Source organism: Nitrosomonas sp. (assembly GCF_040256045.1).
Taxonomy (GTDB): Bacteria; Pseudomonadota; Gammaproteobacteria; order Burkholderiales; family Nitrosomonadaceae; genus Nitrosomonas.
On the sequence record NZ_JBDZWD010000014.1, the window covers coordinates 1 to 15,890 of the forward strand.

Sequence of the window (15,890 nt, forward strand, 5' to 3'; positions counted from 1 at the left end):
ACCAGAGTCAATAGCTTGGCTCAACCCTGAGGGCTTATCCCGAACTCAGGTTATTCTAGATTGCCCTATATCAGAGAAATTCCATAAGGTGCTGACGCGGCTCACGAGCGCGTTTTCAAGGTAAAGAGATAAAGAAGAATCCCGAACGGGTGGACAATCCGTCCGGGATTTGGAGGGGTTGAGATTGCTTCGAGAGAGAGGAGAGATAATGAGAAGCAATCTCATTTGTAATGATAATGATGTGGATGGTAGAAGTCAAGCGTTTTTATATAAATTCAGTTAACCGGGTTTCCGGAAGAATCTGCTGCGCTTTTATCATCACACAGGCATAGGAGGTGACTTCATTCGGCAGCGATATACCCCAATCGGGGTGATGCTTGCTTTTCATTGAAAAACTTCGGATCATCAAAGTCCTTATTTTCGTTTTAGGGAATCTCTGAGAAACTAACTGCATTGCCATTCTTGCGTTAAGAGCCGGCTCAATATGCTCATTTATCAAATATAAACTCCGCCTTTTACTCGGCGGCAGCGCCTCGCCCTACGGGCCAGCCTTACGATTGTTCGCTACGCTTTGCTTGCGTCACCGACTTTTACCTTGAGCTGATTGCTTCGCTAACGTTTTTCAGAGGTTTCCTAGCGCAATTCCCGGTAGATTTTTTCTGCCAGTGACCGGCTGATGCCTTCTGTCTGCTGTAATTCTTCAATGCTGGCGTTTTTTACTCCTTTAAGACCACCGAAGCGGGTGAGCAGGCTCTGACGGCGTTTTGTACCAATACCGGAGATTTGTTCGAGCGTGGAGATTCTGCGGGTTTTGGCACGTTTTGCCCGATGTCCCTGGATGGCAAAGCGGTGTGCTTCATCGCGGATTTGTTGAATGAGGTGCAGAGCAGGGTAGTCATCCGGCAGGTGCAGGGCTTCTTCCTGCCAGGGGAGAATCAGTTGTTCCAGCCCAGGTTTACGTGTTTCTCCCTTGGCGACACCTACCAATGGAATGTCATTGAGCCCCAATTCTATCATCACCTCACTGGCAACCCTGATTTGTCCCTTACCGCCATCGATCAGAATCAGATCAGGCAGTTTTCCTTCCTCCATGGCAATTTTTGCATAACGCCGCTGCAGCACGTTGCGCATCGCTGCATAGTCATCTCCCGGGACAATGCCAGTAATGTTATAGCGGCGGTATTCACCATTGCGCATGGCAAAACGATCGTACACCACGCAGGAGGCAATGGTTGCTTCTCCCATGGTGTGGCTGATATCGAAGCATTCGATGCGCGCCAGACCGGGTAGATTCAGTGCTTCCTGCAGGGCTTGCAGTCTGTCTTCCTGGCTGGCTTGCTGAACCAGCATCTGCTGCAGCGCCAGTTGCGCATTTTCGGTTGCCATATCCAGCCATTTGCGCCGTTCTCCGATCGGGTTGGCCGTCAGGGTAATTTTATGCCCGACCTGGTCAGATAACAGCTTTTGCAGCAGTGTTATCCGGATTTTCTGACCGAGAATGATCAGCGGAGGAACATTGCGGTTCAGATAATGCTGAGTGACAAACGCTTCCAGCACAGTACTGATGTCTGCTTCATATACGTTCTGTGGAAAGAAGGTTTTATCGCCCAGGTGACGCCCGCTGCGGATCATGACCAGGTTGACGGCGACGGCATGGCTATCCGGTTCAATTGCACACGCGATCACATCCGCATCCAGTGCCTTGCCGCTATCGACAAACTGTTTTTCCTGGATTTTGCGCAATGCCTGCATCTGATCGCGCAATTGTGCAGCCTGTTCATAATCCTGCTGATCGGATGCAGCGAACATTTTCTGTTCGATCGTTTTCAGTACTTCATCCTGTTTGCCCTGCAGGAACATAGCTGCACTTTTTACATCCTGCTGATACGCTTCCGGTGTGATCAGCCCGACACAAGGCCCGCTGCAACGCTTGATCTGATAAAGCAGGCAAGGTCGTGTGCGGTGATCGAATACCGAGTTCTCACAGGTGCGTAGGTGAAACACTTTCTGCAGTAACTGGATACTGGATTTGACGACACCCGCATTCGGGAACGGGCCGAAATACTGATGGCGCTCATCCAGTGCACCCCGATAAAACGCAAGTCTGGAAAAGGCGTGCCGGGTCAGCAGCAGATAAGGATAGGATTTGTCATCCCGGAACAAGATGTTGTAGCGGGGTGCAAGGCTTTTGATCAGATTATTTTCCAGCAGCAGTGCTTCTGCTTCGGAACGGGTGACGGTCGTTTCGATCCCCGCAATTTGCGACACCATGAGCTGAATACGCGGTGACAGGCCGGATTTCTGAAAGTAGGACGATACTCTTTTCCTGAGATCGATGGCTTTACCTACATAAATCACATCACCTGCCGCATTCAGCATGCGATATACGCCCGGCTGGGCAGGCAGCGTCAGAACGAATGCTTTACCGTCGAAGTGTGCATCCGGCAAGGGCAGGGTACTCCATTATTTATCGTCGCCGAGTAATTTGCCACCAATCGCCCAGCTTTCATGCGGCAACTCGTCAAACGCAATATAAGTGTAGGATTTGGGTTTATGCGCGATACGTTCGAGCGTATCGGTAATTTCAGTGGCGATCTGCTGTTTCTGTTCGCGAGTCAGCGTGCCTGCCAGCCGGATATTGATATAAGGCATTTTTATTCTCCTGTTAGGCTATTGAAATTTTCAATGATTCAGTAAGGTCATATCCTGACAGATCCTGTCGAAAATCTGTTCGAACATGGTTTCGGTCAGACGTCTGGTCTGAGTATTGTAGCGACTGCAATGGTAGCTGTCATAGAGCCTCAATTCCTCTGTGACATGATGAATTGCACCGTGGCTGAAGGGAAAATCGGTATTGCGGTATCCCAATGCCATCAGCGTGGCCTGATGTGCGATGGTTCCCAGTGCCAGTAGTGCCTGCCCGCCATTTTGCGCAAAACTATTTAGTTCGATTGCCAGAAAAGTATTGCATTGCCGTATTTCTGCCGGTTGAGGCTTATTTGCCGGTGGCAGACATTTGACGGCATTGGTAATTCGGCAACCGATCAAACGAAGCGGATCATCAGCCTTGACTGATTTATCGTGGCTGGCAAAGCCGAATTTGTGTAATGTCTGATATAAAAGTATCCCGGCATAATCACCAGTGAACGGGCGGCCAGTCCGATTGGCGCCATGCAACCCTGGTGCAAGACCAACGACCAGTAATTTTGCTAACGGATCACCGAAAGGGGCAACTGGCCGAGCATGGTAATCAGGGTAATCAGTTTTGATCTGATCCAGATGCTGTGCGAGTCGCGGGCAATTGCGACAATCCGGCTGAAACGGGCTTGATACGGTCATAGAATCCTTTTGTTGTAAAATAAATCTTTATACCGGCAGATGGTCATTCATATTTTCCTGTGGCAGCTGAAGTTTGTACCGGTACTTCAATCAAATGGAGCCTGCATTTGCGGCATATGTTCAAATGTTATCATGACCGTGTGAAGTGGTCGGGTGGGGGATTCAGATGCACTTGGCCTCGGTGGACGGCTATGCTGCTTTCATGTTGTATGTTGTATCTGTTCTGGTGTGGTACTGTTCTGGCCGCTTCCGCTGATGAAAAGGAAAAAAAGCCGGATCCGGTCGGAGTGACGATCACGGCACCTGCCCCCATCAAAAAGCTGCTGGAGAAACACATGACCTTACCGGCAAAACCGTTCAGGGATGAAATCGATCAGGCAGCATATACACGCAAAATCAAGCAGGAATCCATCGAGCTGCTGGCAACGGAAGGCTATTTCACCCCTGAAATCGAATTCGATGAAAAAAAAGGAAACAGCAAGGCCAAAGCCAAAGCATATGAATTGCGCATTACGCCAGGCCCGCGCATGCGTGTAGCTGCCGTAACAATCGAATTTCAGGGGGCACTGGCGGCAGATGAACCCATATATCGTGCCCGGGCAGAACAGTTACGTGCTGAGTGGCCGTTGAAGCCAGGCAAAGTCTTTCGCAGTGCACGCTGGGAAGATGCCAAATCTGCCTTACTTTCCAGTGTGTCGGACAGAGATTTTGCCACCGCCCGTATTATCGAGAGTCAGGCAAAAGTGGATCCAGATACTGCTCAGGCAACGTTGTCAATCACCATCGATTCCGGCCCGGCTTTCCGTTATGGTGAACTGCAGATTACCGGACTGGAGCGTTACAAGCCGGATGTGGTTCAAAACAGCGTACCTTTCCGCCCTGGTGACCCGTACAGTCGGGAACAGTTACTCGCTTTTCAGGCAGCCCTGCAAAACAGCCAGTTGTTCAATGCGGCAGCGGTCACCGTCAAACCGGATCCCGAGCAACATGGAGCCGTACCGGTCATTGTCACGCTTACTGAAGCACAATCCAAACATATTGGCGCAGGCCTTGGCTACAGTTCCAACAATGGAGCGCGTGGTGAAATCAATTATCGTGACTACAACTTTCTGGGGCGTGCCTGGAATCTGAGCAGTTTGTTGCGTCTGGAACAAAAACGCCAGACTTTCTCGACAAGAGTGGACACCTTGCCCGATGCCAATCATTTCCAGTATTCATCAGGCGTGCGCGTCGAAAGGACCGATATCAAAAACCTGAAAACATTCAACCAGCGAGTGGATTTCTCCAGAATAAGGACAACCACTCATTCCATTCTGCAGGTGGGTGTCAACTGGCAGCGTGAAGAGCGGGAACCCTCTGGTGCACCGAAAACTACAAATGAAACCCTGGCACTGGATTTATGGTACCGCTATCACGACATCGATGATCCGGTGAACGTTCGCCGCGGGTTTGTTTCGGAAGTGCGGCTGGGGGGCGGTTCCAGCTATGTCCTGTCGGATCAGGATTTCATTCGCAGTTATCTGCGGCATCAGCACTGGTTGCCGATCGGCCGGCGGGATACACTCTACTTTCGTGCCGAGGCCGGTTATACCCTAGCTTCATCGCGTCAGGGAATCCCGCAGGAATACCTGTTCCGCGCCGGGGGGATTCAATCCATTCGTGGATATGATTTTTTGAGTCTCGGCGTGCGTGAAGGCGATGCAATCGTTGGCGGACGTGTTCTTGCGACTGGTACAGCAGAGTATGTCCATTGGCTTACGAATGACTGGGGAGCGGCCGTATTTACCGATGTGGGTGATGCGGCGGACAGCCTGAAGGAATTCGATCTGGCAATAGGTTATGGTGTCGGCGCACGCTGGCGCAGTCCTGCCGGCCCTTTTGCGCTGGATCTGGCAAGGCGACACGATACCGGGACATTACGACTGCATTTCTCCATCGCAGTGGCATTCTGATATGGACAATCACGCAGAGAACGAGAACTCCACATCACAACCTCCAGTAAAGCCTTCACGACGATTCAGGAAATGGCTGGCGGGGATAGCGGCGGTATTGGTGCTGGCCGTGGCCAGCGGTTTCTACTGGCTGATTTTTACGTCTACCGGTCTGCACTGGTTGCTGATGATTGCTTCTCAAGCCACGGGAGGGGCACTGACGTTTTCGGGGGTGAGCGGCAGCCTGCATCATACCGTTCACGCCGGGATAATTGCCTATCAAAGCGATGAGCTGACCACCAGGGTCGAAGATATGACTTTCCGCTGGCAGCCCCGACAGCTACTGACCGGAAAGCTGCATATCGAAACACTGATGATCCGGTCAGTCGAGGTGCATAGCGCTGCTTCTGAAAAGGAGGAGGAGCCCGTTACTCTGCCGGAGAATTTGTCACTCCCTGTCGATGCGGTGATCGAGAAATTGGGTATCCGGTCATTGAAGAGTTATACACTGGGTAACGATCAGCCGGATATCGCCATGACCGATCTCGCTTTGCGGCTGGATAGCGATGGCAAGCGCCATCATCTGCAAACGCTGGCACTCGGTCTGGAATGGGGAAAAATAGCGGGTAACCTGGAAATCGGGATACATCCACCCTTTGATCTGGCCTCACAACTGGTTTTCTATAATTGGGCCAATGTTGCCAATACCAGCAGTGAGCCCGCTGGTTATGCTGCTGTTCGCCTGGACGGCAATCTGCAGCAGATACAAGCAGTGCTGACCATAGCAGACAGAAAACTGACGGGGAAAGGTAATTTCACCGTGCACCCTTTTGATGCACTGCCGTTGTTGGAAGCCAATCTGCTGGTGAGCGGATTGGATCCGAATATTTTTTCTCCTGATCTGCCCAAAGCTGATCTGAGTTTCAGCAGCCTGCTGACACAAAAGCAGGCAGAGCGACTTACCGGCCACATTACCGTCAGCAATGCGACGGCACGCCCGCTGGATCAGGAGGGTATACCGCTGAAAAGTGCCCGTATGCTGCTCGATCTGACCAGCGACAAAATACAGCTCAGTGATATTGCATTGCGCTTGTCTGAACGGGAGGAAATACCAGGCAGCTTGACAGGGGAGGCTAACTGGCAGATCAGTACGAAAACCGGGCAGGCTGATATTCATGTCCGACGACTGAATCCGGCTGATCTGCAAGGCAGCCTGCGCCCGGCAAAACTGTCCGGCAACCTGCATTTCAATGGCAATCAAGAATCTCAGCAAGGATTGATCAAGCTCCGCGATGAAGCCTTGCGACTGAATATGGATATGGCTCTGGTGCGTACGACCTCGGCCATTACTATCGAGAAACTCGATCTGGTGCGGGGGGATTCGAGTATGTCTGGCCATGGCACATTGCAACTGGATGAGTCGCAACCATTCACTTTCGAGGGATTGCTCAGGCGGTTCGATGTTTCTGCCTTTGCCGATGTACCACCATCCAATCTGAACGCAACATTCAATCTGACAGGCCAGTTGGCTCCACAACCTGCTGCCAATATTGGTTTTACGTTTGAGCCCAGCCGTTTCGCCAATCAACCTGTTTCCGGCCAGGGTAGCCTCGTACTGCAGCAGCCTGCTCATATACGAAGTGATACCCATCTGCGCCTGGGTGATAATCAGCTCGAAATCAAGGGGGCACTGGGCAATCCCAGGGATCGTCTGGCGGTGGTGTTATCTGCTCCCAAGCTGGCGCAGATTGGGTTCGGGTTACAGGGAGATATTCACTCCCGTGTTGAGTTAGGCGGTATCATCGATCATCCGGATGTAGTGTTTGAGATCAATTCGAATCATTTCAGCTTTCGCGAGGAGCATCAGCTTGCACATCTTAAAGGTAGTGGAAACTTGCGGGGAACCGCTCTCCAGCTCGATCTTCAAACGGGAGAATATCAAAAGGACTCACAAACCTACCTGCAGAAGCTGTCACTCGGGTTGAGCGGTACACAGGCTCGGCATCAGTTGTCACTGACGAGCCAGATCGATCAGGCGACAGAAGTACAATTTCTGGCAAAAGGATCCGGTGATACTTCCCGTAAACGGTGGGAGGGCGTGATCGAGAAGTTATCTCTGACAGGGTCAGTACCGCTTGATCTGGTGACGCAACCGAGCCTTCGGATCAGCCCTGAAGCGGTAGCGCTGGGACATACCCGGCTAATGGTGGCAGCGGGTGAAATCGACATCCAGGATGCACGCTGGACACCTAAACAATGGTCTACACAAGGTAATTTCACCGGGATTGCACTGAAATCAGGCGATCTCTCATCCGAACATGCTGAACCATTGAAGCTGGGGGGAAACTGGCAGCTTGCAGCTGATCGGCAACTGGCCGGGCACTTGCGTATGCAACGGGAGAAGGGAGATTTCATTCTGCCGACAGAAACACCATTTGCCCTGGGTTTGCAAACGCTCCTGTTCGATCTTCAGGCGGAGAACAATGGTTTGAATGGACAATTGACCATTCGCGGAAAGCATGTGGGTGAAACCACGGCCCGGGTCAGCGTACCACTGCAATCAGTCGGTTCCGCTTGGGAAATCAGCAAGAATGCACCGCTAAAGGGAGATCTTCAGTTGAATCTGCCTGATCTGGCCTGGATTGGTCCGGCACTGAACGATAATCTGCGCAGTGAAGGTCGGGTGACTGCGCAAGCGAGCCTGGCAGGGACATTCGACCAGCCGGAACTGCAAGGCAGGGTAACGGGAGATGCATTGACGATTGCATTGTTAGATCAGGGATTGCAATTGAAGGAAGGAAAACTGGCGGTGGATTTCAACCAGGACAGGCTGCGGCTCGAAACACTCAATTTTACTGCACCCCTCGAAAAACCATCGAAAGATCGCTTGCTCAAAAATATCAAGCTGGCCCGGAAATACGGTCAATTGAATGCACATGGCAGTCTGGATCTCCATAACCAGCAGAGTCATCTGACGATCGAACTCGATCATCTACCTATCGCACAACAGGCAGATCGTTGGATCGTTGTTTCCGGAAGCAATGTTATTGGTTTCAAGGAACAGGCGCTCGATATCACCGGAAAAATCATGACCGATGTCGGATTCATCAAGCAGCCGGCAGCCGGCAGGCCGGAGCTGGCCGATGATGTCGTCATTAGTGGAAAGACCGAAGCCGAGCCGGAATCACCCGCCATGAAAGTGAATCTGGATGCAACTCTCGATCTGGGAGAGCGATTCTTTTTACGTGCTTCCGGGTTGGAAGGGCGACTGGCCGGGCAGTTGCATCTGCGCAGCCAACCTGATCAATTGCTCAGTGCGGTCGGCACCATTTCCACGCGGGATACCCGTTTTGATGCTTACGGCCAGCAGTTGCAGGTCCGACGCGGTATCGTCAACTTCGATGGACCGCTCGATAATCCCGGTCTCAATATTCTTGCCGTCCGCACTAGTCAGCAATCTGATTTCGATACGGGTTCATCCGATGTGATCGATCAACCTTCTCAGGACAGCAGTGTCAATGCGCTGGCTGTGCGAGGTGGAATGCAAGTGGAGGCTGGTGTGGAAATCACCGGCACCGTAAGACATCCCAAAATCAAACTGGTATCACAACCGGAAGTACCTGATTCCGAGAAATTATCCTGGATCGTGTTGGGGCGCCCGGCCGATAAAAGCGGCCTGGATAGTGCGTTACTACTAAATGCAGCTGGAAGTATCTTTGGAGGTACCGATGAAGGCGTTTTGGAAAATATTACGCAAGGGCTGGGGATCGATGATTTCTCGATCCGGCAGCAGGCGGGCGGCTCGTTGACTAACCAGGTCGGTACCATCGGCAAACGATTGTCATCACGTGCCTATCTGAGTTATGAACGTGGCCTGACTTCCGCTTCTGCCGGTATTGCCAAGCTGACCTACAGCCTATTCCCTCGTGTTTCTGTCGTCACCCGGGCAGGTGACGACAGTTCAGTCGATCTGTTCTACAACTTCCAGTTCGATTAATCAGACAGGCTGTCAGATATCTGCATGACGTGCAGTTTTTTGCTCAGCTGACGTCTGGGTACCATTAGATCAGCCAGCGTGTAGTCATCCAGCACGGCCATGAATGCAGAGAGTGCCTCCGAGATAGCTGTGCGCAATACGCAGCTACAGCCGATGATGCATGAATTCTGATTACTGAAACATTCGACAATATCCATCGAAGTTTCTGTATGGCGTATCACTTCTCCGATATTGATTTTCTCAGGGGCACGAGCGAGGCGAATACCGCCATTTTTTCCACGCAGTGTATCCACATAACCCAGCTGGCCAAGATGATGTACGATCTTGACGATATGGTTGCGTGAAATACCGTAACAGTCTGCAATTTCCGTGATAGTGGACAGCTCTTCTCTTTTCAGGCCGAGATAAGTAAGGATGCGTAACGCATAATCGCTGTAATTCGTCAGTCTCATGAGGTATTACCCATTTGAGTGTGGGTTAACAAGTATATCTGCACTTTTTTATTTCTGCCCGACTGGTTGACAATCTGGATCGAGCGAGTAAAATTCGGCAAAAGATATATTATTAATATATCTTTAAGAGGAAGTGGTTAATAATCACCGAGGAAGTTAAATACGACTGTATTTAAAGGTCTTTCGTGCAGAAAAAGATGTATCTAATATACACCAAAAGGACTGTTTTTATGAAAAATTCAATTTCGTTATTTTCGTATTACCGCTTCACCCACATCATTCTGATGCTGGTCGTGCTGGCGTTGATTCCTCTGAGCAGCCAGGCGGAAAAACATGAGTTCGACATGACCATCGAAGATACTCGAATTGTTCTGGTCGGCAACAGGGATTTCCACACGTTTGCCTACAACGGTCAGGTTCCTGCACCCCTACTTCATGTCAAGGAAGGGGATGAGGTCACGGTAAATCTGACCAATATGACTACTCTGCCACACACGATTCACTGGCATGGCATGCTCCAGCGCGGCACCTGGCAGAGTGATGGCGTTCCGCATTCCACTCAGCACGCGGTAGAACCCGGTGAGACGTACACCTATAAGTTCAAGGCCGAGCCCTCCGGCACCATGTGGTATCACTGCCATGTCAATGTCAATGAACACGTCACCATGCGTGGTATGTGGGGGCCGCTCATTGTGGAGCCCAAAGATCCCCTTCCAATCGAGAAAAAAGTAACCAAGGATTACATCCTGATGCTTTCCGACTGGGCATCATCCTGGGCAAACAAACCAGGTGAAGGCGGTATTCCGGGAGATGTGTTCGATTACTACACGATCAACGCCAAATCCTTTCCCGAAACACAGCCGATACGTGTCAAGAAAGGAGACGTTATAAGACTTCGTCTCGTTGGGTCAGGGGATCTGGTTCATTCTATTCATACTCACGGTCATATTTCACAAATCGTCTTCAAAGACGGATTCCCTCTGCCCAATCCCATTAAAGCTGACACTGTCCTCGTCGGCCCGGGCGAGCGCTATGACGTTATCATCGAAATGGATAATCCCGGTTTATGGATGATACATGACCACGTCGATACGCATACCACCAATGGAAACAAGGTTGACGGCGGAATCATGACAACAATCGAGTATGAGGAAGTCGGCCTTGATCACGATTTCTATGTATGGAAAAACAAGAAATTTGTACCGGATTTTTACTATGAAGAATCTATGAAGAAGGGTTTTGGAATGCATAACTCCACCGTTTTCAAAGGAGAACTCATCGAGGATTAATGTTTAGCAACAACCAAAGGAGAAAATAATGAAACCGTATCTGTTTGCAGCAATCAGTGCAGGCTTCCTCGCAACATCATTCGCAGCTTCTGCAGCGGATGGACCTGCCATACTGGAATCAAAGTGTGCTTCCTGCCATGCGCTGACCCAGCCGGAAAATAGTGCTCTGGATCATGTATGGGAACGTAAAGGGCCGGATCTTTATTACGCCGGAGATAAATTCAACAAGCCGTGGCTGGTGGAATGGCTGCAGGATCCGATCAGGATCCGGCCGGCCGGTGAATTCTATTTTAAACATGTCAAGAAGGGCGATAAGGTGGATGTCGTGGATGAATCCACGCTCACGGAGCATCCAAAGCTGGCAAAGGCTGATGCTGAAGCAGCTGCTGATGCACTGATGGCGCTGACCGGACCGGAAGGGCTGATCGAAAAAGGGAAGTTCGAAGACAAGAAAGCATCACCGATGGCAAAAATGCTCTTTACCAAACTGCGTGGTTGCTACGCTTGCCATTCGACCGGTGATGGAAAGGGTGGGTTGTCAGGACCGGAACTGCATACCGGTGGCGAACGTCTGCAACCCGATTTTATTTATAGCTATATCAAGGATCCACAAAAAATCGACAAAAGTGTCTGGATGCCGAAGCTCAATATTTCCGAGCAGGATCTGCAGAATCTCACCAGCTATATCGTTCAACTAAGCGGGAAAAAGGAGGCTAAATAATGAATATCAGTCGCGTTATTTTAAAATTTGCGGGGATCGGTCTTGTTTCTCTGTGCTTTTTCTCCAGCCCGGTTACCGCAGCGGATGATGATCAGTTCAAACGTGCGGCACATCTCTACGATACATATTGCACGCAGTGTCATGGTGTCAACCGTGATGGCAATGGTCTCAACAGTGCCTTTATATCTGTTCAGCCGCGTGATCACAGCGATCCGAAAGGGATGGGTGATATTCCCAACGACGAGATTATCGAAGTCATCAAAAAAGGAGGTCTTGCTGCCAATAAATCAGTATTGATGCCAGCCTGGGGAGGTATTTTCAGTGATGAAGAAGTCGAACAGCTGGCTGCTTATCTGCGTCATGTCTGCCAATGTGGTTCAAATTAATCAAAATCGAGTTTGTAAACAAAGTAGAGGAAAAAAAACAATATGAAATATAAGCACCTGTTTAATGCAAGTCTTGCTGCGCTGCTTGCCAGTGTTGCTTTGCCGGGATTTCAGGCAGAGGCTGTAGCCAAAACGGTACCGGTAACGATCCACGCTGTGGAAAAGGATGTGGCGTACGATAACAAAGGCAGTACTTATCACGCCTGGACTTTTGGCGGTACCGTTCCGGGGCCGGTTGTACGTGTGACTGAAGGAGACATAATCGAATTTACCCTCATCAATGATGAAGGTAATAAAAACTCGCACAGTATGGATTTTCATGCTGCCAGAGTGGATGTGGTAACAGATTTCGATTCTGTCAAACCAGGTGAAACGAAAAAATTCACTTTCCCTGCCAGTAAGCCCGGCGTGTTTTTTTATCACTGCGGTTCAGATCCGATGATTCAGCATATCGCCCGCGGGATGTATGGTGTGATCATCGTGGATCCGAAAGATGAAAATGCGTTACCCAAGGCAGATCGTGAATATGTCCTGATTCAGGCTGAACATTATGAAAATCCGGATGATAAAACGGCCATGATGCGGAATAAATGGGCCAATGTCGTTTTCAATGGAGGTATTTTCAAGTACAGCCCGGTGCATGATTCTGAGGCCACTCGCTGGCTGCAAGCCAAACCGGGTGAACGGGTACGTATCTACTTTGTCAACGCCGGACCCAATGAATTCTCATCACTCCACCCGATAGCCGGGATGTGGGATAAGGTTTTCCCCAGCGGGAGTCCCAAGAATGTCCTGCATAATATGCAGTCCTATACCGTCGGGCCGGGTGATGCGGCAGCTTTGGATCTGATTTCTCCGGTCGAAGGCGCCAATGCAATCGTTGATCATGCCATGCACCACGCAATGAGTGGCGCGATAGCTGTCATTATGTTCAGCGATGATGCAGATCCTGAAATGGGTCGTGGTGACAATATTCTGATTCGCTAGATAACTGACTGTATAACTATAAACCCCCATAGGCTTGTGTCACAAAAAACCCGTCATCGTGATTTTATTCACTATGGCGGGACTAATTGAATAAGGAAGGAGTTTGTAATTTCCGGTTTGTTAAAGCTGTCTGTGGATATATTGAAACAGAGATATAGCTCGAACTCTGCATATCGGTCCAGAGTAGTTTCTGTCAGGCTGCAGCAATACGGGCGTGAATATACCCGAGCGCCTGCTCAACCTGGTCGATCAGAATAAGGCAAAGTTCACCTGCTTCCAGATTGGTCAGCGCTGTCTCGATCGCCTTGAACTCGCCACGAATCTCACTGATCTTACGCACACGTTTAGCGTTCTCCAATCCTTCTCGCAATAACCTGAGTACCTCCCCATCAGCCCGACCACGCTGACATTTATCCTGAAACAGTACAATTTCATCAAACACATCACCCAGAATCCGGGTTTGCAACCGAATATCCTCATTGCGGCGATCGCCTGCGGCGCTGATGACCACCGTACGTTTTTTTGCAGGAATATGAACGATGGCACATACCAGTGCTTCCATCGCATCCGGATTGTGACCATAATCTGCTATCAGAGTCGCTTCACGGTAGCTGAACAGATTAAACCGCCCTGGAACAGTCCGTGCATCACTGACAAAATCCGCTAATCCTGCACAGATGGTTGTCCAATCGAGCCCGGCGGCCAATCCTGCACCGATAGATGCCATGACATTCTCTATCTGGAAGCTGACCATACCATTTTTCGTCAGGCTGATTTGATTGAGAGGAATTCGCCGTTCAGCTCCCGCTTCTGCAACGATAATATGATGATCTTCCATATAGATTACACGTTTGCCCTGAACACGTTGCTCCAGAATCACCGGATGACGGTTGTTACGTGAAAAAAAAGTAATGCTACCTGGACAGTGGCTCGCCATGCCGAGAACCAGCGGATCGTCTGCATTCAGTACAGCAATTCCGGTTTGGGGATTGACGTTTTCCACAATGGTGCGTTTGACAGCTGCTAGTTCCTCGACTGTATTGATATCGGCTATGCCGAGATGATCCCCCCGGCCGATGTTGGTGACAACTGCCACATCACAGTAATCAAATCCCAGTCCTTCGCGCAGAATACCACCCCGTGCAGTTTCCAGAACTGCTGCATCGACTTCTGGATGGAACAGTATGTTCCGGGCACTCTGCGGGCCGCTGCAATCACCCGTATCTACGCACTGGTCATTGACGAATACTCCGTCGGTGCAGGCAATACCCACGCGTAGCCGGTTGCTTTTCAGCATATTGGCAATCAGGCGTACCGTAGTGGTTTTTCCATTGGTACCGGTCACCGCGATGATCGGGATACGTGCATTCTCGCCCGGCGTAAACAGATGATCGATAATGGCTTCTCCCACTGCGCGCGGTTTGCCGTATGAGGGCTGCAAATGCATGCGCAGGCCAGGTGCAGCATTGACTTCGATAACCGCTCCTCCCTGTTCTCTCAGCGGGCGCGATAGGCTGCTGCATATCACATCGATCCCGCAGATATCGATGCCCGTCATTCGGGCAGTCATCACTGCACACTCTGCAATATCAGGATGAATTTCATCTGTTACATCTGTTGCTGTACCCCCCGTGGAAAGATTTGCGTTATTGCGCAATGTCACCAGCTTGCCCTTATCTGGAATGGAAGCTGGATTGAACCCTTGCGTTGCAAGGTAGGCCAGAGAAATTTCATCCAGATGAATTCTGGTCAGCAGGTTTGCATGTCCTTCACTGCGCAGCGGGCTGCTGTTGACCTGTTCCACCAGCTGAGCAATACTGTGAACACCATCGCCTACCACTTGCGGTGGATCGCGCCTTGCGGCTGCAATCAGTTTTCTACCCACAACCAGTAACCGGTAATCGTGTCCGCTGATGTAGCGTTCAACCAGTACATTGCTGCTTCTTTCTGACGCGACATGATAGGCAGCTTTTATTTGATTGCGATCAGTCAGGTTGACTGTAACCCCTTTGCCCTGACTGCCATCTCTCGGTTTAATGACGACAGGCATGCCAATTTCACAAGCTGCTGACCAGGCATCATCGGCACTGACTACTGGTCGCCCGGCCGGGACCGGAATACCGGCGGCATGTAAAAGCATCTTGGTGAGATCTTTGTCTTGTACGACAGATTCCGCAACACTACTGGTAAGATTACTTTCGGAAGCTAGGATACGCCGTTGCTGACTGCCCCAGCCAAATTGGACCAGACTGCCGTCAGTCAAGCGGCGATAGGGAATTTTGCGCCTGATAGCAGCCTGTACAATTGAGTTTGTGCTGGGTCCGAGTCGGACATCTTCGTACAGTTCACGCAGGCGATTTACTGCTGTATCGGTGTCGAATGGAGTAGCTTCTGCTACTGCCTGGCACAATGTGAGGGATTGCCCCAGTGCCAGCCTGCCAACCGCTTCTTCGGTATATTCCACTACGACCCGCCAAGTATTGGCCTCCATCATTTTTATTACACGGCTGAAACTGACGGAACAACCTGCCCGTTCCTGCAGCTTAAGAGTAATGAATGCCAGAATGCGGGCAAGAGTCATTTCCTGCCAGTCGACCGGTTGCAGCAGTGCAATATCCGGAAAATATTCACGTAAACGGGTATTGAAGCCAGGGATACTGTCAGGCAGATATTCATCCTGTTCGAGAACGAGTATGGCTTCGATAGCGGTAAGTTTACTCCAGACATTGGGCCCACGCAGTGCACGAACTTGTAATATCTTCATCGATATTTTCCTTAAATGATCCGA

General features: G+C 50.4%; 11 protein-coding genes. 6 read left to right on the forward strand and 5 right to left on the reverse strand.

Features of this window, described 5'->3' with window-relative positions:
- Positions 1-633 precede the first annotated feature (633 nt).
- From uvrC to ABUL11_RS04215, 3 genes are read right to left on the reverse strand one after another with little or no spacing between them, the layout of a single operon-like run.
- Positions 634-2,448 (reverse strand): excinuclease ABC subunit UvrC, encoded by a 1,815-nt coding sequence (uvrC, locus tag ABUL11_RS04205; RefSeq protein ID WP_350282613.1) that lies wholly within the window; start codon positions 2,446-2,448, stop codon positions 634-636.
- A 15-nt stretch (positions 2,449-2,463) separates the two neighbouring features.
- A complete protein-coding gene (locus ABUL11_RS04210; protein ID WP_350282614.1) occupies positions 2,464-2,652 on the reverse strand; it encodes a tautomerase family protein in 189 nt (62 codons plus the stop codon).
- A 30-nt stretch (positions 2,653-2,682) separates the two neighbouring features.
- Entirely contained in the window at positions 2,683-3,339 is a 657-nt protein-coding gene (locus ABUL11_RS04215) for a uracil-DNA glycosylase (protein ID WP_350282615.1), read from the reverse strand.
- 191 nt (positions 3,340-3,530) lie between these two features.
- On the opposite strand from ABUL11_RS04215, the gene ABUL11_RS04220 reads away from it, so the two are divergent.
- Both ABUL11_RS04220 and ABUL11_RS04225 read left to right on the forward strand, forming a co-directional pair.
- Positions 3,531-5,291 carry an autotransporter assembly complex protein TamA gene (locus ABUL11_RS04220; RefSeq protein ID WP_350282616.1) on the forward strand — a complete coding sequence of 587 codons (1,761 nt, stop codon included), beginning with the start codon at positions 3,531-3,533 and terminating at the stop codon, positions 5,289-5,291.
- Position 5,292: 1 nt separating this feature from the next.
- A complete protein-coding gene (locus ABUL11_RS04225) occupies positions 5,293-9,267 on the forward strand; it encodes a translocation/assembly module TamB domain-containing protein (RefSeq protein ID WP_350282617.1) in 3,975 nt (1,324 codons plus the stop codon).
- Here ABUL11_RS04225 and ABUL11_RS04230 read toward each other — a convergent pair.
- The gene (locus tag ABUL11_RS04230) at positions 9,264-9,719 is read right to left on the reverse strand and encodes an Rrf2 family transcriptional regulator (protein WP_350282618.1); all 456 of its coding nucleotides are present in this window, start codon (positions 9,717-9,719) and stop codon (positions 9,264-9,266) included. The genes ABUL11_RS04225 and ABUL11_RS04230 overlap by 4 nt on opposite strands.
- A 230-nt stretch (positions 9,720-9,949) precedes the next feature.
- Here ABUL11_RS04230 and ABUL11_RS04235 point away from each other — a divergent pair, with 230 nt between their 5' ends.
- From ABUL11_RS04235 to ABUL11_RS04250, 4 genes are read left to right on the forward strand one after another with little or no spacing between them, the layout of a single operon-like run.
- A complete protein-coding gene (locus ABUL11_RS04235) occupies positions 9,950-11,008 on the forward strand; it encodes a multicopper oxidase domain-containing protein (protein WP_350282619.1) in 1,059 nt (352 codons plus the stop codon).
- Between the two features lie 28 nt (positions 11,009-11,036).
- Complete coding sequence (locus tag ABUL11_RS04240) at positions 11,037-11,729, forward strand: c-type cytochrome (RefSeq protein WP_350282620.1); 693 nt, start codon at positions 11,037-11,039, stop codon at positions 11,727-11,729.
- Complete coding sequence (locus ABUL11_RS04245; RefSeq protein ID WP_350282621.1) at positions 11,729-12,115, forward strand: c-type cytochrome; 387 nt, start codon at positions 11,729-11,731, stop codon at positions 12,113-12,115. The genes ABUL11_RS04240 and ABUL11_RS04245 overlap by 1 nt, the downstream gene beginning before the upstream one ends.
- A gap of 42 nt (positions 12,116-12,157) precedes the next feature.
- Positions 12,158-13,102 (forward strand): multicopper oxidase domain-containing protein, encoded by a 945-nt coding sequence (locus tag ABUL11_RS04250; protein WP_347887720.1) that lies wholly within the window; start codon positions 12,158-12,160, stop codon positions 13,100-13,102.
- A gap of 193 nt (positions 13,103-13,295) precedes the next feature.
- Here the strand turns inward: ABUL11_RS04250 and cphA are convergent, their stop codons facing one another.
- Entirely contained in the window at positions 13,296-15,866 is a 2,571-nt protein-coding gene (gene cphA / locus ABUL11_RS04255; protein ID WP_350282622.1) for a cyanophycin synthetase, read from the reverse strand.
- Positions 15,867-15,890 lie beyond the last annotated feature (24 nt).